Raw genomic sequence first — 18,405 nt, forward strand, 5'->3', positions numbered from 1 at the left:
ATGACGCTCCCGAACGATACCGAAACTCCCACCTCAGAGTCCCGTCCCAGACGGCAGAAAAGCGGCAAGAAAACTGTACGGAACGTACTCCTTGGCTTTGCAGCCGCCGTGCTCGTCGCGGGTCTGATTGGGGGTGGCTACCTTTACAACCTTGCTCAGACGTTCAATTCGGGCACCACCAAGATCGAGACGGCCTTCCCTGAAGAGTCGACTCGGCCTCAGAAGACCGAGCCCGTGAATGGCACCGCCGCGATGAACATCCTTGTGATGGGTAGTGACACTCGCGGGTCTGCGGAGCTCGACATTGATACTCAGGCTTCCACCGACCAGCGCGCTGACACGTTGATGCTCGTGCACATCCCGGCAGACCGCAAGAACGTGTACGCAGTATCACTCATGCGTGACCTTTGGGTGGATATTCCGGGGAAGGGGGAGTCAAAGATCAACTCTGCCTTGGCTCTTGGGGGCGTGCCACTGATGGTCCAGACTGTTGAGTCCCTATTCCAACAGCGCATTGATCATGTCGCAATGGTCGATTTTGAAGGCTTCAAGGGTCTTACTGATGCTCTGGGCGGAGTCGAAGTGGATGTAAAGATCCCCTTTGCACCGGCGAAGGGCCCCATGAAGGGCCACTACTACGAAGCCGGAAAGCAAACGCTTAATGGTGATGAGGCACTGGCTTTTGTCCGTGAACGTATGTCATTCAGCGATGGCGACTACCAGCGAGTGCGGAACCAGCAGGCGTATATGAAAGCAATCATCAGCAAGACGATTGCACGGGAAACCCTGACCAACCCTATGACCGTCAACAGCATGGTTAGCGCTGTGACTCCTTTCATCAGCGTCGACAAGAGCTTCGACGCTGCCGCCATCGGGAGCCTCGCCGTTGGTATGAAGGATCTGCGAGCAAATGACACAGTGATGTTCACCTTGCCCACTCTCGGCACGGGCACCTCAGCTGACGGCCAGTCGATTGTTGTCGCCGATACAGCAGCCATCTCGGACATCGCAGGAGCCCTTTCCAAGGACCAGTTAGGCGCCTATGTCACGGCCCATGCTCTGGAAAAAGGTAACTAGCACCGGAGTCAGCCGCAACTGTTGTCGCTGGGCCTAGGCCCCTGTACGCGCACTCGTCGCGTCCAGGGGCTTCTTTGTGCCTTCCTGGCCACTGGCAAATTGAACTGAGCACCGTTCCCATTCAGAGTCAGGCCCTGACGCAGGAGCTATCCGAACGGAAACGGAGCGCGCACTAATCGTTAGGATGCGCCATCTTTGCAGAAACCGTTGGCTCGGATTGCTTCTACAACTCCGGCCGCCTCGGTATCCGCTATGGGATCGTCAGCACGGTTGAAATGCTTGACCACAGTAGCCACCAGCGCTTTGTCGCTGCCGCCTTGAAGGATGGCGGCGCAGACATAGCGGGAATTGGTTGCGATCTCTTCCTGTGTGAATTTCGGAGCCACTGGAGAAATGCGCTTCAAGAGGTCAGCGCTCTGTTCTTCCGTCACCTTGGGGACTGCTGGTTTGGACTCCGTAGTCGTAGGCTGGGGCTCGGACTGGCTCGGGGCGGAGCACCCAGCCAGGGCGAGTGTGATCAGGGCAGCGGAGAGTGCGCGTCTCATAACTGTGGAATTCTCCTGGGGGTAGCAGTACAGGTCGTGGGCACTTGGCCCGCAGACGACACTATCCGATGCGGCGCCACGGACCCACTTGTCACCCGTGCTTTAGGGGCGCCCAGCTCTTGTTGTGACCCTAACTCGTCAGCGAGGCCGGTTGTCGCGCAAGCTTTAGTTCCCACCAAAAAGTCCCGCCAACTTGACGTTGGCGGGACTCCGTGGGTTTGTGGAAATTTGAGATCTACGAGGGTTAGGCTCCGACGCTTGAGTTGGAGTAACCGATTTGAATTTTGGACCCTGTAGGAAGCGTACCAAGCGCTTGGCTAAGGACGATCTCGACCATCGTGACAATTATAGTGGTCGATGACTTGCTGACCTTATGTAAGGTGACTTGGCCTAGACCTGGTACTTGAATGACTGTGTTCGGGGCAACCGATGCGTTGATTGCCGGCAGTCCAGCAATCCTGAGATTCGTAAATGTCGACGTGTCGGTCAGCTTAACTGCGCCCCCACCCGGAGCACGGCTTGCACTGGTTTCTGCCTTGATAGCGTCAACTTGTATGACGCCGTTAAGGACATTGACTCCTCCGATGGTATTGACCACGGTGCTCTTCGCCTCAGGAGTCAGAACGCCCGTAGCTGTCGTCACGGAAGCTCCAGCCGAAACCGCGCCTGGGATGTTGACTGCGGCCACATTCGCCGTCGTCGTTCCTCCCGCGCATTTAACGGACGCGAGTGCAGTGGGGCCGGACCCAATGAGACCGGATGCGAGGGTAGCCCTTGTGCCATATCCTGTCCCTGCGAGATAACCGGTCTGCGGTGGCGTCAACTTGACGTTGCTGACTCCGAGGCGGATGTCTGTACCAACCTTTAGACCAAGTAGCCCTGCTTTCAGAATTTCCACCCGCAATGCCGTGGTGGAGACTTGGTAGGTGGTGCCAACCAAGCGCTTCTCTTGGCCGTTCAGTGTAACTTTTCCTACCGAACCCAGAAGCGGCACTTTGAGGTCAATAACGGTATTGGCTGCCGGATTGGCGTTTACAGCGATGCCCAACACTTTAAGGTCGGCGATAGTTGTTTGATTTGTCCCGGCAAAAGCACCGGCGGTGTTCTTCTCTGCGGTGCTTTCGGAGGTTATGGCACCTGCGGTAATGAGACCACCGAGCAGGTTCGCCCCGGCTACGGTCGACTTCCCCTCAATGCGTTTACTTGTTGTGGTGAGCACTGTCTTGACAGTCGTGTTTGCATTGCCGACAGTTCCAACGGCGGGGACGTTAAGCCCGCTGACGTTGTTGGAGGCCGTCTTACCCGTAGCACCCGTGCAGGCAATGCTCGCGCTGGCAGTTGGACCGGAAGTCAGTGTCTTGTCCGTGTTGAAAATGTATGACCCGTATGCGGACCCCGCAAATCCAGTAGTGATTTGTGCCGGCGTAATGCTTGTAGTGGCAAAGGCCGAAGATGTGGCGCCGCCCGTAAGCGCAAGCGCAAGAGCGCCCGCCAAAGCGACCATAGAACGTTTCATGTAATGCCCCCAGTAGTAGAACACGATGCTGCGATGGTGATCACACCGTAACGTCCAAGGTGCCTACTGGCAATAGACCGAAAAGCCAAGAAGCTTTCATACTTGGAATTTACGATTCCCGCATATTTGTTGCGACTTTTTCAACACAATCTCTAATGGTCGCCCCTTCCCCTATCTCTGGCCCTGTCACCCGTCGGGTTCCTAGGGCTTTACGCCGCCCACCCCCACGCCACTCGTTCGTCATCGGTAGTATTCACCCGCGATGGCATGCGGGCTATAGAATGCCCGTAAAGACGCGCTTCAGCGTCACGACTTCCGGGGGATTCTTTGAGTAGTGTTTCAGCTGGTTCGCGCCCGTGCCGACCGGTGGGTATACGACGACGGCATAGAGTCTCCGGGTTCGGCACCGCCGCTTTGACCTTGGCACTGGCGTTGGGAACGGCTGCCGCACCGGCAACGGCTGACGTTGTCAAGGATGCTGTCCTGGTGGGTGAACAGCCTTCCAATATAGCCGTAAATTCGGTAACCGACACGGCCTATGTGTCGACTTTAGGCGGCATTTACAGCATCGGCGGGGGTGGCACGGCGAATGTGTATCAGCCCGATATCTTGTCGTCGCGCATCGCTGTAAACTCAGCGACGAACAAGATCTACGTCAGCGATTCCAGTTCGGTCGCAGTAGTTGACGGCGTGACCCACGCAGCCACCACCGTCTCAGTTGGCGCTAATGCAGACGTCATTGCGGTAAACGAAAAGACCAATAAGGTCTATGTCAGCACTGCAAATGGCCTCAAGATCATCGATGGCGCTACAAACGTGGCCTCTCCGGTCCTGAACTCCGCCGGTGCGCAAGACATTGCAGTCAATACCGCCACCAACAAGGTCTACGCTCTTTCCGCCGGGACTGTGAAAGTCATCGACGCCAGCGGAAAGATCACGTCAACTGTGTCCGTAGGTGCGGGCGGGATCGGTGCTATCGCGATCAATCCGTCAAAGAACAAAATCTACGTCACGACGACACCGAAGTATGGATCCAGCGTTAAGGTCATCGACGGTGCCACTGACAAGATCACGGGATCCATGTCATCCGGGGGCCCACTCGGAACTTTGGCGGTGAACCCCGCTACCGACAAGATCTACGTCGAATCCGGTACCTGGAACAGCGACGGATCCATCAAGGTGATCGACGGCGCCACCCTGACGGAAACTGCGCACATAGTCACGGCTACCCGAGTTCGCAGCATCGTGGTAAACCCGTCCAACAACAAGATCTACGCCACCATGACTGGCCGTGGAACCACCGTTATTGATGGCCGGAACAACACCAGCAGTGCGCTTTACACGGGCCAGGAACCCGACGCTGCAGTCGTGAACACGTCCAACAACAGGGTCTACGTGGTCAACTCCGAGAGTGATTCTGTGGGCGTCATTGACGGAAACGCGGAACAGCCCGTCAAGAACGACTTCAATGGAGATCTCAAGGCCGACATCTTGGCCAGAGATGCAGCAGGGGTGCTCTGGCTCTACCCCGGCGATGGCTCCGGCGGCTGGCTGCCGCGCCTCCAGGTGGGACAGGGCTGGAACGTCATGAACGCCCTCGTGGCTCCCGGCGACTTCAACGGAGACGGCAATGCAGATGTGCTGGCTCGTGACGGGGGCGGAGTGTTGTGGCTCTACCCAGGCAACGGCTCCGGCAGCTGGCTCACTCGTGTGCAGGTCGGCAGCGGTTGGGAAGGCATGAGCGCAATTGAGGCAATCGACTTTCATGGTGACGGATTCGCTGATGTCGTAACTCGTGCCCGGGATGGCGCGCTCTGGGTATATCGCGGAGATGGCAAGGGCGGTTGGCTGCCCCGGATGTGGGCCGGTTCGGGCTGGGCCGGAATGTCCGAGATTACTGGCGTAGCCGACTTCAACGGTGATGGGGTCTCTGATCTCGTAGCCCGCGACGGCGCCGGAACACTGTTCCTCTATCCGCCCAACGGCTATGGAAGCTGGCTCCCAAAGCAGACCATTGGACAGGGTTGGAACAGCATGAACTCACTTGTTGGTCCCGGCGACTTCAACGGCGACGGCAGGGCCGATATTCTCGCCCGCAACGCCGCAGGCGAGCTGTGGCTCTATGCGGGCAACGGCGGAGCATCGTGGCCCACCTCGAGCAAAGTGGGCTCAGGCTGGAACGGCATGTCCGCCATTCTCTGATTCACACCATTTCATGACAACCAACGGCCAACCCTGATCGAATTTGGGTTGGCCGTTGGTGTATCAGCTATAGAATTCGAACACCGACGCTGTTGAGCGTCACGACTTATGGGGGGCTCTATGTCTGTTGCTATTGATGAATCGCGCGCCTTTAGAGAATCAAACCAACGACGACGCCGGGCGGCGGCTACGTTTGTCGCCACCGGCCTAGCGGTGGCTTTGTCGCTGGGAACCATGGCTGCGCCGGCCACGGCTGACATTGTTGGGGATGATTTCCACCTTGAAGGTGAGGCCGCATCCATCGCACTCAACTCCACAACAGACACAGCGTACATAAGGTCAGATGGCGCCGTGCTCAGGGTCAAAGACCGCAGCTCGAGTCAGGTTAAGTGGGTGGGTGACTCGCCGGGGGTGTTGGCCGTCAACTCGACGACGAACAGACTCTACGTCGCAAGTTCTGACGCATCGATGATGGAGAGAAATGCCCTTGTAGTGATCGATGAAGGGACTCAGGAATCCACCCTAATTCCGTTCGATTCATACGTCGGTGATATTGCTGTGAACGAGAGGGCCAATAGGGTCTACGTCAACACGGACGCAGGGATCACGGTGCTAGATGGAGACACTAATACCCCCACTCTCGTGGCGGGTTCCGCAGGCCGTGGTAGGACCATTGTCAATCCAGTCTCAAATAAGGCATACGTACTCTCAAATGCCGGCGTAAGTGTCATTGATGCATCTGGAAAAATCACCTCAACTATGAACGTCGACGGAATTGACGTCCTCAACTGGGCAGTGAATCCTGTGAAAAATAAGATCTACATCACAACCAAGACGATATCCGGTTCCAGCCTCAAAGTGATCGATGGCGTCAGCGACACCATCACCGCCACGCTATCTTGGGACGGCCCCCTGGAGAACTGGGCCCTGAATCCGGCGACAGACAGGCTCTACATCGGTTCGGCTGCTGCATCCAATAGTGGATCCGTCCGTATTGTCGATGGGACCACTATGAAGGAGACAGCAAAAATCCCCACGCCTACGCGGGTGAAGAAAATCGTGGTGAACCCGACGAATAACAAAATCTATGTTTCGATGGCCGACCGAGGTACCACAGTCATTGACGGTGGGAACAACGGCACAACGACGCTGAGGATTTCGCCGTGGCTCATGGCTGCCGTAAACCCGTCCAACAACAAGGTCTACACTGTGGTCGGTAACCACATATCCGTCATTGATGGGAATACAAAACCGCCCGTCAAGAACGACTACAACGGAGATCGCACGGCGGACGTCGTTGCCAGGGACTCGGCCGGATTGCTGTGGCTCTACCCCGGCGACGGTTCAGGTGGGTGGCTGCCCCGTAAACAGGTAGGACAAGGCTGGAACATCATGACAGCCATCGTCGCGCCCGGAGATTTCAATGGCGACGGTAATGCAGATGTTTTAGCCCGCGATGGAAGCGGACTGCTTTGGCTATACCCGGGTAACGGCTCGAGTGGTTGGCTTCCACGCGTCCAGGTCGGAAGTGGGTGGGAGAGCATGACGGCAATTGAGGGCATCGGACAGTTTAACGACGACGAGTTCGTCGATATCGTTGCGCGTTCCAGCGAAGGCTGGCTATTTGTCTATCGCGGCGACGGGAACGGCGGTTGGTTGCCTCGCTATTATGCAGGTTTTGGGTGGAACGGGATGTCCGAAATCACAGGCGTGGGTGACTTCAACATGGACAGCACTCCTGACCTTGTTGCTCGCGACGCAACCGGAGCACTTCAGCTTTACCGCAACGGTAATGGTTGGCTCCCGACTCAGCAGATCGGCCAGGGCTGGAACGTCATGAACTCCCTGGTTGGACCTGGTGACTTCAACGGTGACGGGAAGGCCGACATCCTGGCACGCAACGCGGCCGGCGAGCTGTGGCTCTACGCAGGTAGCGGGGGCGCAGCCTGGCCAACGGCCACAAAGGTGGGCACCGGCTGGAACGTCATGACGGCCATCCTCTAACGCACTCAGCCATCGGAGGAAAACGGCGGCTGGCCCTGGAAACGATCAGGACCAGCCGCCCCGCACACCATCCAGAAACTCCCGCACATCCCCCGCCACCCGCTCCGGGCACTCCCACAGCACCAGATGACCAGTCTCCTCATAGATCTTTAGACGCGATCCTGGAATACGGCTGGCAAGCGTCTCCTCATGATGCCGCGGAACCAGATGGTCGTGGGCGCCCCAGAGAATCAAGGCAGGTGCTGAAATGGTGTCTGCTTCCGTTGGCGGCACCGCTTCGTAGTAGCCGCGCAGCGACTCCTTCCAAATGGACGCCGGCATGGCCAAACCGTCCTGCACCCGATCTTCAATGTAGGAAGCAGGCACGGTGTGCAACAGCCGGTACCAAGACAGAGACCCGCGCACCCACTCCTCTGAAATCGGATCAGTCAGCGAATCCATTTCGGCGGCGAACGCCGGCTTCCCGTGGAGGCTCAACGGCGCCCCGACCAGAATCAGAGATGCCACCAGTTCTGGATGCATCACGGCTAGTTGTTGGGCAACGTATCCCCCGCTGGAAGAACCCACCACATGGGCACGGACAAGGCCCATGGCATCAAACAGAGCCACCACGTCTTCGGCCACCTCCACCAGCGAATAGCCGCCGGGAGGTTTCTCGGCAAGACCATGCCCACGAAGATCCGGGGCCACAACAACTGCATCCGGAACCGAGGCAATCAGCCGCTCGAAACTGCGCCAGGACTCGCTCCAGGCGTGTAACAAGAGTAAGGGCGTGCCGCCGTCGTCGACTGCTTGTTCGAGGCGACCTTGTACGAAACAGGGGACGCTGATACCCGTGCGCAAGGCGACAGTCCTGATCTCGGACTCCATAGGGCCAGCGTACGCTCAGAGCCCCCGCGGGACGAGGGCAAGGGCACCCGGCGAACTACCAGCTAGCGAGGTTATGGTTGCTGAGTCCCGCCTGATCCCCCATCAGGCGGGACACTTTCGTTTCAGCCCGCCGGCCTACTTTGCGCGGGTGGCGGCCCACTGCCGAAACCCATCAGCGATCTCCGCAGCTTGAGTGTGATGGAGGTAGTGCTCTCCCGGGAGCGGCACCACGGTGCCATCGGTGACGCTCGAGGCCTGCCTCTGATGCAACCCCAGCCACTCCGGTGTCTTCGTATTTTCCGACACCACGAACAGCAGCAGGGGCAACTCCTTTGCGAAGCCGGTCCCCAATGCGTGCTCGAAGTTGGTGCGGATGTGGGTCATCTCGTTCAGATATGTGGAGGAAAGGGAGTTCCGCTGCGTCAGCATCTGAATCTGCTCGCGTGCCTGATTTGAGTAGGCGTCGCCATACCCGTCGCTGGCTGCGGACACCAGGCGGAGAAGCCCCAGGCTCTTCGCAGCGGACAGGAGACCGGTGGGGAACTGGGTGTCCATGCCGGGTTGCCCGGGAACGCTCGAGTCAATGCCGACGAACGCCGTCACCTCCTCCGGATAGCTGGCGGCATACTCAATGCCGTAGATCCCGGCGATGGAGTGCCCCATCAGGATGTACCGGTCAACGTTGAGCGTCTCAAGTGCCGAGTGGACCTCCGAAACAATATTCTCAGTGGTTCTCTCCCGCTCCGTTCCATCACTCAAGCCGTATCCAAACGGTTCCACCACAATCACCCGGTGGTCCTGGGCGAGGTTATCCACCAACGGTTGAAAGTCGAGGAAAGGAGAAGACGTACCAAATCCCGGCAACAGGACAATGTCCTCCCCCTCGCCGTTGACCACCACATTCATCAAGCCGCCTGCGACTTCCACCTTCTGCCCATACGACTCAACACGGTGGCTTTCCGACTCAGCCGCCACCACGTTCACCACGGTTGTAGTGGCCAAACCCACCGCCAGCACGGCACCTACTGCGGTGACCGCCACGAGCATTTTCCTTACAGACCTCTTCAAACCTGCCTCTCCCAAGGCGCACGATGCGCCCATGCCTTCAGCCTCGTCCTTGGCGGGACTCCGCGCGTCACCCCTGAGTAGTCACCTGTGTACCGCGTTGGTGGTACAGACGAATCGTCCTCAGGATGAAACGTCCACTGACGCTGCCTCGCAATACTGGGAGGGTGCCGCCACATCGCCCTCCCGGAGTCACCACGCACCTGAGCGACGTCATCGTGGTCGCTGTCGTTGTGCTCTTTGCCGTCCTGCCGTTTCCCGACCACGTCTTCCGGGCACGCGGAGCACTGCTCTTGATAGCGCTCTTGCCGGTCGTGGCGATGCCGTTCCGTCGTCGTTGGCCGCTGGCAACGCTCGGGATCAGCCTTGCCTGCAGCGTGGTCGTCGCAGTTGCAGGCGTGCTGGCACCCAGTACTCTGATTGCCGCTGTGATCGCGGCCTATTCAGTGACAAGCAGGTCGCGCCGCGTCACTGGGACTGTTGCTGTGGCTCTGACCGCGCTCCTCGTGTTCCTCGTCAGCGCACTCCCGCTGGGCGATTTCTTTGACTCCCGAGCGCTGCAGTTCGTCGCCTTCATCGTTCTGGCCGGAGCCATGGGCGACGCCGCCAGGTCGCGGCGTGAGTACATCGCCGGCGTGACGGAACGGGCCGAACGCGCTGAGCGCGGCAAAGATGAAGAAGCACGACGGCGGGTGGCTGAGGAACGCGTCCGCATCGCCAGGGACCTCCACGACGTTGTGGCCCACCAAATCTCGGTCATCAGCCTGAGCGCCGGCGTCGCATCCTCCTCCCTCGCAACCCGGCCCGAACGGGCACAGGAGGCGCTGACCACCATCCGCGGTGCGTCGCGCACAGTACTTGCCGACATCGGGTCGCTGATGTCCTTGCTGCGCAACGAGGATGCAGACGATGGTCGTGACCTCCACCCCCAAGCAGGTTTGGCACAGCTCGACGAGCTCATGGCACGCTTCGATCAGGCGGGACTCAAGGTGGAACTGCATCAGGAGCCAGGCATCCCGGCACTCTCACCCGCCAGTGACCACGCTGCGTATCTCGCTTTGCAGGAGGGAGTCACCAACGCACACAAACACGGAGCAGGCGGGCAAACCGACGTCGTCATTTGCTCCAGCGAAGGCGACATTATCCTGACAGTCACCAATCGGCTCCGTGCGGGGGATGCGGGAACTGTGGCCAGCGGACATGGGCTGCGTGGGCTGCGCGAACGGATTGCCGCCGTAGGGGGCACAGTGGAAACAGCAAGTGTCAACGGCGAATTCCGACTCGTGGTGACGGTGCCGTCAAGCGTGAAGGGAGCACTCCGATGATCAGCGTCTTGGTAGTGGACGACCAGCCCCTGGTACGCCAGGCCGTGCGCGACATTCTGTCCGACAGCGGCGGGATCCAGGTGGTGCGCGAGGCCTCGAATGGCAGGGAAGCTGTCCGCGCCGCCGCCGAAGCAGCCCCCGACGTCGTGGTCATGGATATTCGGATGCCGGAAATGGACGGCATAGCAGCCACCTCGGAGATCATCGCGGGTCCATCCGCCCGGACGCCGCGGGTGCTCATCCTCACCACCTTTGAGGAGGACGAATACATCGTGGCCGCCCTCCGTGCCGGTGCGAGTGGATTCATTGGAAAAGGAGCGGAGCCGGAGGACATCGTGCGCGCCGTGAGAACCATCCATTCAGGTGAATCGCTGCTCTCCCCCATTGCGACGCGGGCACTCATTGAACGATTCGTGGAGCCCCTTCCACTGGCATCTGTATGGGAAGACAGGAGCCTCTCACGCTTGACCGAGCGGGAGCGGGAGGTGCTGGTTCTGGTGGCCCGGGGACTGACGAACCAGGAGATCGCAGCCAGCTTGGTCATTTCCCCGCATACGGCAAAAACGCACGTCAACCGGATCATGACCAAAGTGGATGCCCGGGACCGGGCCCACCTGGTGATCCTGGCTTACGAATCGGGTCTGGTTTCCGCAGGGTTGTGATCAGCGCAGACAAAAGACCAGACGGCCATCCGCCGTCGACGCTTTGCTTTTCAGCCGTTGGCACTAGTCGCGGCGAGGAACCGGCTGCGGCGGGACGGCAGGGTCCGACGCCGGTATACAGAACCTCAGTCCGTCGCCCCAAAATCCGTTGTTGATGCAGTACAGGGGCACCTCTTCGTTGACGACATGAAGCGTGGGATTCCGCATGCGTTTGGACACACTGAAGGTTAGTTCCACTGTGCCGTCAGGAGACTTGCAGCTGTAGGCGCCGTTCCACGGGCTCAAGTCTTCGCAGGTGTTGAGTCCCCTCGATACGCCGTCCCGGTCCACGTACTCCCAGGTCCTGTCCGTCTTCTCGCCCACCTGAATGACGGAATTTGGAACGGACCGGGCATAGTCACGGGTAAATGACCGCTCGTCGCAGCCAGCGGCTGTGAGCGCGAGCAACGCAAGCAGGGCGAAGCCTACTTTTGTTACACGACGCATTCCGGTGTCCCCCATCAGCTGAACTCTGCAAAGCCTATCCATATGCTGGCCTGAAGAGCGCCTCGCCCGCGCGCGGGGTCAGAACCACTTGGGCACGGGGGCGTCACAGCCCCTCTGGAACCGTCACCGATTTAGTAAGGTTACTTATCTTCCTGTACTATCTGTTCCCATGAACAGCCCGGCAAAGCCCCAGACGTCAAAACTCAAGCAGTCGATTACCGGCCCGCTGCTTTTCCTCTTTATCCTCGGCGACGTTTTGGGCGCGGGCATCTACGCCTTGGTGGGGAAGGTTGCGGGCGAAGTGGGAGGTGCTGTCTGGATTCCCCTGGCGCTGGCCCTGTTCCTGGCCATGCTCACCGCCGCCTCCTACGCGGAGCTCGTGACAAAGTACCCGAAGGCCGGCGGGGCGGCAGTCTTTGCTGAGCGGGCTTTCAAAGTCCCCCTGGTTTCGTTCCTGGTGGGCTTCAGCATGTTGGCTGCCGGAGTGACCAGCGCGGCCGGTTTGAGCCTCGCCTTCGCCGGGGATTACCTCAAGCCACTGCTGGACGTCCCCGTCACTCCCACAGCACTGGTGTTCCTGCTACTGATCGCACTCCTGAACGCACGCGGGGTCAAGGAATCCGTGAGGGCAAACGTGGTCATGACTGTCATCGAGGTATCAGGCCTGGTGTTGGTGATCGTCTTGGTTGGCCTGATGTTCGGCCGCGGAGACGGCGATGCTTCCCGCGTTCTTGAGTTCAACCCCGCGGTGTCGCCCGGAGCAGGAATCCTCGCTGCATCCCTGCTGGCGTACTACTCGTTCGTGGGCTTTGAAACCTCTGCCAACGTTGCCGAAGAGGTCCGGGACGTCCACCGCGTCTACCCCAAAGCACTGTTCGGGGCGTTGTTGACCGCCGGAGCCATCTACATTCTCATCGGTTTGGCCTCATCCATTGCCTTGTCGCCCAGTGATCTGAGCAGTTCTTCGGGTCCCCTGCTGCAAGTTGTCCAAGCCACTGGTTTTGGAGTTCCGGACTGGCTCTTCGGCCTGGTCGCCCTCATTGCCGTAGCCAACGGCGCCTTGCTGACAATGATCATGGCCAGTCGCTTGGCCTTTGGACTGGCGGAACAATCATTGCTTCCCACAGGCTTGGGGAAGGTCCTCCCCCAACGGCGTACCCCGTGGGTAGCCATTCTGGTGACCACGTTGGCGGCAATGGTACTGACCGCCACCGGCGACCTCGGCTCCCTCGCCGAAACGGTGGTCCTGCTTCTCCTGTTCGTCTTCATCAGCACCAACGTGGCCGTTCTGGTGCTGCGCAAAGACAAGGTGGAACACCAGCACTTCCGCGTCCCAGTGGTTATTCCATGCCTGGCATTGGCCTCCTGCGTCCTCCTTCTGTTCCAGCAAGGCCCGGAAATCTGGTTGCGCGCAGGCATCCTCTTGGTAATCGGGCTCGTCCTCTTTTTCGTTACGCGCTGGATTCAGGGGCGCCAACGGACAGGCCTGCCCGCGGCCAACGAACGTCCCGAGGCACAATTTGCAGAGTCCAAGAAGGGCAAGGAGGCTGGAAGCCCATAGGCTGTGGAACTGTACTTGCCACAACCTCGAGGAGCCTAGTGAACATCGACATCCCCTGGAACCGCGGCGAGTGGACCAACCAGCCGGCCGCCGTCGTCGAGCAGGCAGGTGACCTGCTGGTGACTGCAGCCGAAAGCAGCGACGCTTGGCGCGTCACGTCCTATGGATTTATCCACGACACAGAGCACGCGCTGCTTGCCCCTTTTCCCCAGGACAGCGCCATGGAGGTTGAGTTCACCGCCGCGTTTTCCCAGCAGTTCGACCAAGCTGGCATCTTCGTCCGTGTCAGCGCCGAGCACTGGATCAAGGCGGGCGTCGAATTCGCCGACGGCGCCGCTCAGCTGGGTGCGGTGGTTACGGACCGCTTCTCTGACTGGTCCTTGGCACCGGTCCCGGAATGGAACGGCGGGCGGGTCCGCATGAGGGTCAGCCGTTCGGGCGATGCCCTGACCATTCGGGCGGCTTCAGCCGACAACGAACTCCAGTTGGTCCGGGTGGTGCCGTTGGCGCCGGACGTGGTGGCCGTCGCCGGGCCTTTCACCTGCGCACCAACACGCGCAGGGTTGACCGTACCCTTTCACTCCTGGCGGGCTACGCCAGCGGACAGCCAACTCCACTGATGCCAACAGAGCGGAACGAGGTTGCGGGTCCCGTCGTTCATGAGATTATGGAGTTTCCTGCGGCCTGCCATTGAACAGTGCTGCAACTCAGTTGGCTCCAAAACAAGCCTGTGGGGGGCACATGACTGTGGAAGATACTGCGAGTCTCTGGCGTACTGACCCTACGACGTTCCGCGACGTGGCGATCAACCGCCAATCGGTGGAAGCTGCGTTGGCTGGCGAATGTCCACCGGTGGAGCGCGTCCGGTACTTGGCGCTGTTGGGCCGGGACAATGAAGCCCTCGACGAAGGCTTCAAGCTGCTGCCCCACACGCCTGACCGCCGCGAGCTGTTGCTCATACTTGCGCAGGTCAATCAACGCCAGTACCGCTGGCACGACGCAGCCGTTCTCCACGAAAAGGCGCTGCGAACAGTCCAGTCACCGGAAGAAGAGGCCTACGTTCGCCACCACATCGGCCGACGCCTTTTCGACGAAGCCCGTTTCCGCGCCGCTGCCGATGAGTTTCAGTGGGCAGCGGACCTCTACCGGGTCGCCGGCCAGCCTGAACTTGCCGAAGACAACCGCCAAGCCATGCGGCACGCCCTGCAGGTGCACGGCGCCGAACGGGCCGTGGGACGTTCTGCATTCGACCTCTCCTGAACCCAACGGCGAGTCCCGCCGTCGCACGCCCACTGCAACGCAACCCCAGCTCAGCACCGTCCTGATGTAACCTAGTAAGGAAGCTGACTATTCTGGAGAGCCTGGGGGCCTGAATGCCTGACATGGACCGATGGCCAACCAGCCGGCTGCTGTCCACGGCGGCACGACTGGTGGAGCTGGCCTGGAACGATGAGTTGCGGCCTCTGGGGCTGACCTATCCGGCAGTATTGACGCTGGAAGCCGTAGCGATGGCAGGGCCTATTGCCCCCGGGAAACTTGCCCAAAGCGTCCGCGTTCAAGCGCAAACCATGGGACCGCTGCTGTCCAGGCTGGAATCCCGGGGCTATATCCACCGACAGCCCAATCTCTTCGACCGCCGCAGCCAACTGGTATCGATTACCGATCTGGGGTTGGCGCTGCTGGAACAATCCCACCATTTGGAGAACGATGTTCTGTCCGCCATCATGTCGGATTCGGGGAACTTGCGCGAAGAGTTGCTGGCAATCGTTCGCCATTCCAACTTCAGCTGAGAGTTAGGCAGTCCCACGTAGACGGAAGTCATCCATCAGGGCAGTATGGAGTTATCCGCTGATGAAGCCCGGCGTCCCAAGGAGAAAACTCTCTCTCCACCACCACACCGGGCCGGCCGCATTATTGGTGACACCCGGGCGAACCAAAAGGACACCATGAGTGATCTTCGAATCGGCGACACCCTTCCAATAGATCTCCTGAGCTTCAGGGCCACAGAATGCCTGGTATCAACACGTGCTCCAGAGGCAGAGGACGTCTGCATCCTTGATGCAGGGCATACCGGGCAACATCTCGCGGCAGGCGCAGACATGGTGGTTCGAGCCGCCTGGAGCTAGCCCCTAGGTGCCGCAGAAGGTTCGGTAGGGTCCGAAGCTCTCCGGCGCCGGCAGTGCGTACTCTTCCAGGCCGGGACGTTCGGTCCAAGGGTCGGAGACGGCTGTAAGCAAGCGCTCTACCGGTCCCATCTCTCCCTCAGTTGCGGCAGCGAGCGCCTCCTCCACCAAGTGGTTGCGTGGAATATAGACAGGGTTGATGCTGTCCATGGCATCGGCGTCCGGCGTGAGTGCACGCCAACGCTCCAGCCATGCGTCAAACGCTGCCAGGTCAAGAACGGTCCCGCGGGCGGGCTCAACCTGCCCTCGGGCCGCTTTGCCGAGATTGCGGAAAAACGAGGTGTAATCCGCGCGCGCCTCCTGGACCAGCTCCAGCAGATCATCCACCAAGGGTGAGGCAACGTCGTCGTCAATGTTCTCCGGCAGCCCAAGCTTGGCTTTCATGCCGTTGAACCAGGCAGCGCTGTACTGCTGGCGGAACCCGTTAAGCGCCTCGACGGCGAGGGCCACTGCCTGCTCCTCATCCTCGTGGATGAGCGGCGCGATCGACTCGGCGAAACGGGCCAGGTTCCACTCCGCCACAACAGGCTGGCTACGGTAGGCGTAGCGTCCCATCTCGTCAATGGAGCTGTACACGGCTCCCGGATCAAAGCCTTCCAAAAAGGCGCACGGACCATAATCGATGGTTTCGCCGGACACTGTCATGTTGTCCGTGTTCATGACCCCATGCACAAACCCGACCAGCATCCACTTCGCCATCAGGGTCGCCTGGACCGAAATTACGCCCCTGAGGAGGCCAAGGTAGCGGTTGCTTTCACCGGCCGCCGACGGGTGGTGGCGCTCGATCGCATGGTCAGCAAGCCGGCGAAGCAAATCCAGGTCATCTGTGGCTCTGGCATATTGGAAACTGCCCACCCGCAGGTGGCTGCTGGCCACCCGCGTCAGAACCGCCCCAGGAAGGAGCCTCTCACGCTGAACCTGACGCCCTGTCCCGACGACGGCAAGGCTCCTGGTGGTGGGAATGCGCAAGGCATGCATCGCCTCGCTGAGGATGTATTCCCGCAGCATCGGACCAACGGCCGCCCGGCCGTCCCCATTCCTTGCGAAAGGCGTGCGCCCCGATCCCTTCAGGTGGAGATCGCGGAGTTTCCCGTCAGCTCCGGTCACCTCGCCGAGCAGCAGCGCCCGCCCATCGCCAAGCCGCGGAGAGTACCAGCCGAACTGGTGGCCCGAGTAGGCCTGTGCCACCGGAGTTGCTTCTTCCGGGACCGCATTACCGATCAACAGCCCAATACCCTCGGGGCTCCGGAGGAACGCAGGATCAAGACCCAGCTCGACGGCGAGTGGCTCGTTGAGTGCCAAAAGCTGCGGTTCGGGAGCCGCCTCCGCCCGCCAGGGAACAGCGAGCTCGGGGAAGTCCCGGGCGAAGTGCCCCTCGAAAGCGATGGTGGAACGCGCTATGTCACTCATCACTCAAGGATATAGATGCTGCTGCCGGCGCGAAATGACGGTACGGTCCGGCTAGCATGTGAACCACTGCCTGTGGCAGGAGATCCATTGGGGGCGGTTTCCGCCAAAAGGTGAGGTAATACGTGGGTTCATTTGCGCAAGTGCGCCGTTTTTCAGCTTCAAGGCGTTGGGCCGTAGGGTGCGCAGCGGCATCTTTGCTCGGGTTCCTGGGCGCTATGGTCCTCTTATTCAGCGGTACTTTCTCCCTACCGTGGACGGAACCCCTACTCCTCATTCTGTCCCGATTCGTCGGCCCGCTCGCGGGGACGTTGTCCGGCGTCGTGCTGTTGCGTCTTGCCGGACGGCTGACTCCTCGTGCCGCGTTGTTCACAGCGGTCGCCGCGGTGCCGGCATGGGCCCTGGCACTGACCGCAGCGGCAAGTTGGTCCGTGGGTTTCGACCAAGCTGATGCGGGCCAACGCCTCAGCTGGTTTGGATCATCAAGCTTGCTGTTCATGATCCTGGGCTGGGTTGCCGGGACAGTGTGCCTTGCGGTTCCGTTGACCGCCCTGCTGGCAAGCCGACGTTCGCTTCCCATCCGCATAATGCAAGCCGTTCTGCTGGCTGCACCAGCCGCGCTCATACTCGGAGCCCTCATGATGATGCCCCCGATGCTGGGTGTTTTGGGCGCGGCGGTGCTTCTCATTGCAGCGTTGCGGCAGGGGCGGCCCGTACCTCCGCCGGCCACGACACCTTCACCATCGATCCCCCTCACCGTGGTCGCAACTAACCGCCGCGGTGTGGGCGCAGCGGCGCTGGCGTTGCTCGTGATGGGTTTGGCGTGCGCCGTCTTCGCTGTCACGGGAAGTACTTGGGCGCCCGGGGTCACCAACTCCACCCATGCCATGAACCTCGGCTTGGCCTACGGCGCTTTCGCCGCTATCCCCTTGCTGGTTCTTGCCGGTGGCGTGCTTGCTCCGCGTCTCGGTCCCACTACGCCGTGGGCTGCCCTTCTCTCTTCTGCAGCCATGGCCGTTGAGGGGTTCGCGCAACTCCTTGGGGCGGGGCACCCATCGCAGTGGCCCGCCACTCTGGTTGCAGCATTGCTCATGGGTTTCGCCATTGCGCTCCCGCTGGGACGCTTGGTCATTGGCGGCCGTTTTACCCGCATCGCCGTGGTCACCTTGATGGGGCTGGCCGCTTCCACAGTCGGCTTCCCACTGGTAGCGATGTCCGCTTTCCTCGCCCCGGTTGGCTCGGCCCTCCTGCTCATCTGGGCCTGGAGGTCCGGAAACGCGCGGCAACCTGAGGCGGGCAAAGTCAGTGCATGAAACCGCTACCGTCCCAGTCGCGATCATATTTACCGCACCTGGTGCAGCGCCTGTAACGCCCGCTGCCATCCTCTGCTGACTCCACATGCCAGTGGTGGTGGAGGTTTAGTTTGCACATCATCTTCTGGAGCATGGCCATCTCCGTTCGAAGCACGCTCGGACTGCACTGCGCATTCAATGCGTGTCCTC

The 18,405-nt window shown here is 60.3% G+C and carries 16 protein-coding genes; 10 read left to right on the top strand and 6 right to left on the bottom strand.

Features of this window, described 5'->3' with window-relative positions:
* Complete coding sequence (locus tag QEH68_RS16025; RefSeq protein WP_280623379.1) at positions 1-1,077, top strand: LCP family protein; 1,077 nt, start codon at positions 1-3, stop codon at positions 1,075-1,077.
* Positions 1,078-1,256: 179 nt separating this feature from the next.
* Here the strand turns inward: QEH68_RS16025 and QEH68_RS16030 are convergent, their stop codons facing one another.
* The gene (locus QEH68_RS16030) at positions 1,257-1,622 is read right to left on the bottom strand and encodes a lipoprotein (RefSeq protein WP_280623380.1); all 366 of its coding nucleotides are present in this window, start codon (positions 1,620-1,622) and stop codon (positions 1,257-1,259) included.
* 244 nt (positions 1,623-1,866) lie between these two features.
* A complete protein-coding gene (locus QEH68_RS16035) occupies positions 1,867-3,138 on the bottom strand; it encodes a choice-of-anchor P family protein (RefSeq protein ID WP_280623381.1) in 1,272 nt (423 codons plus the stop codon).
* 420 nt (positions 3,139-3,558) lie between these two features.
* Between QEH68_RS16035 and QEH68_RS16040 the strand changes: the two genes are divergently transcribed.
* Together QEH68_RS16040 and QEH68_RS16045 are read left to right on the top strand one after the other, a co-directional pair.
* Entirely contained in the window at positions 3,559-5,340 is a 1,782-nt protein-coding gene (locus QEH68_RS16040; protein ID WP_280623382.1) for an FG-GAP-like repeat-containing protein, read from the top strand.
* A 120-nt stretch (positions 5,341-5,460) separates the two neighbouring features.
* Positions 5,461-7,344 (top strand): FG-GAP-like repeat-containing protein, encoded by a 1,884-nt coding sequence (locus tag QEH68_RS16045; RefSeq protein WP_280623383.1) that lies wholly within the window; start codon positions 5,461-5,463, stop codon positions 7,342-7,344.
* Positions 7,345-7,389: 45 nt separating this feature from the next.
* Here QEH68_RS16045 and QEH68_RS16050 read toward each other — a convergent pair whose 3' ends face one another.
* Together QEH68_RS16050 and QEH68_RS16055 are read right to left on the bottom strand one after the other, a co-directional pair.
* A complete protein-coding gene (locus tag QEH68_RS16050; protein WP_280623384.1) occupies positions 7,390-8,214 on the bottom strand; it encodes an alpha/beta hydrolase in 825 nt (274 codons plus the stop codon).
* A gap of 135 nt (positions 8,215-8,349) precedes the next feature.
* Entirely contained in the window at positions 8,350-9,261 is a 912-nt protein-coding gene (locus QEH68_RS16055; RefSeq protein WP_280628028.1) for an alpha/beta hydrolase, read from the bottom strand.
* A gap of 185 nt (positions 9,262-9,446) precedes the next feature.
* On the opposite strand from QEH68_RS16055, the gene QEH68_RS16060 reads away from it, so the two are divergent.
* Both QEH68_RS16060 and QEH68_RS16065 read left to right on the top strand, forming a co-directional pair.
* On the top strand, positions 9,447-10,604 hold the full coding sequence (locus QEH68_RS16060; RefSeq protein ID WP_280623385.1) for a histidine kinase: 1,158 nt from the start codon (positions 9,447-9,449) through the stop codon (positions 10,602-10,604).
* Positions 10,601-11,266 carry a response regulator transcription factor gene (locus QEH68_RS16065; protein WP_280623386.1) on the top strand — a complete coding sequence of 222 codons (666 nt, stop codon included), beginning with the start codon at positions 10,601-10,603 and terminating at the stop codon, positions 11,264-11,266. Before QEH68_RS16060 ends, QEH68_RS16065 begins: the two co-directional genes overlap by 4 nt.
* A 63-nt stretch (positions 11,267-11,329) precedes the next feature.
* Here QEH68_RS16065 and QEH68_RS16070 read toward each other — a convergent pair whose 3' ends face one another.
* Positions 11,330-11,767: a hypothetical protein gene (locus tag QEH68_RS16070; RefSeq protein ID WP_280623387.1), complete on the bottom strand. Its 438-nt coding sequence runs from the start codon at positions 11,765-11,767 to the stop codon at positions 11,330-11,332.
* Between the two features lie 154 nt (positions 11,768-11,921).
* Between QEH68_RS16070 and QEH68_RS16075 the strand changes: the two genes are divergently transcribed.
* The 4 genes from QEH68_RS16075 to QEH68_RS16090 all read left to right on the top strand — a co-directional run bounded on the left by QEH68_RS16075 (position 11,922) and on the right by QEH68_RS16090 (position 15,103).
* Positions 11,922-13,313 (top strand): APC family permease, encoded by a 1,392-nt coding sequence (locus tag QEH68_RS16075; RefSeq protein ID WP_280623388.1) that lies wholly within the window; start codon positions 11,922-11,924, stop codon positions 13,311-13,313.
* A gap of 38 nt (positions 13,314-13,351) precedes the next feature.
* Complete coding sequence (locus QEH68_RS16080) at positions 13,352-13,933, top strand: DUF1349 domain-containing protein (RefSeq protein ID WP_280623389.1); 582 nt, start codon at positions 13,352-13,354, stop codon at positions 13,931-13,933.
* Between the two features lie 121 nt (positions 13,934-14,054).
* Complete coding sequence (locus QEH68_RS16085; RefSeq protein ID WP_242703372.1) at positions 14,055-14,573, top strand: hypothetical protein; 519 nt, start codon at positions 14,055-14,057, stop codon at positions 14,571-14,573.
* Positions 14,574-14,695: 122 nt separating this feature from the next.
* Positions 14,696-15,103: a MarR family transcriptional regulator gene (locus QEH68_RS16090; RefSeq protein ID WP_280623390.1), complete on the top strand. Its 408-nt coding sequence runs from the start codon at positions 14,696-14,698 to the stop codon at positions 15,101-15,103.
* Positions 15,104-15,442: 339 nt separating this feature from the next.
* Here QEH68_RS16090 and QEH68_RS16095 read toward each other — a convergent pair whose 3' ends face one another.
* Positions 15,443-16,906, bottom strand: coding sequence for a protein adenylyltransferase SelO family protein (locus QEH68_RS16095; RefSeq protein WP_280623391.1), 1,464 nt, complete (start codon positions 16,904-16,906; stop codon positions 15,443-15,445).
* Positions 16,907-17,121: 215 nt separating this feature from the next.
* Between QEH68_RS16095 and QEH68_RS16100 the strand changes: the two genes are divergently transcribed.
* Positions 17,122-18,216, top strand: coding sequence for a hypothetical protein (locus QEH68_RS16100; RefSeq protein WP_280623392.1), 1,095 nt, complete (start codon positions 17,122-17,124; stop codon positions 18,214-18,216).
* Positions 18,217-18,405: the final 189 nt, after the last annotated feature.

Origin of the sequence: Paenarthrobacter sp. OM7 (genome assembly GCF_029873575.1) — a bacterium.
In the GTDB taxonomy this organism is placed as follows: Bacteria; Actinomycetota; Actinomycetes; order Actinomycetales; family Micrococcaceae; genus Arthrobacter.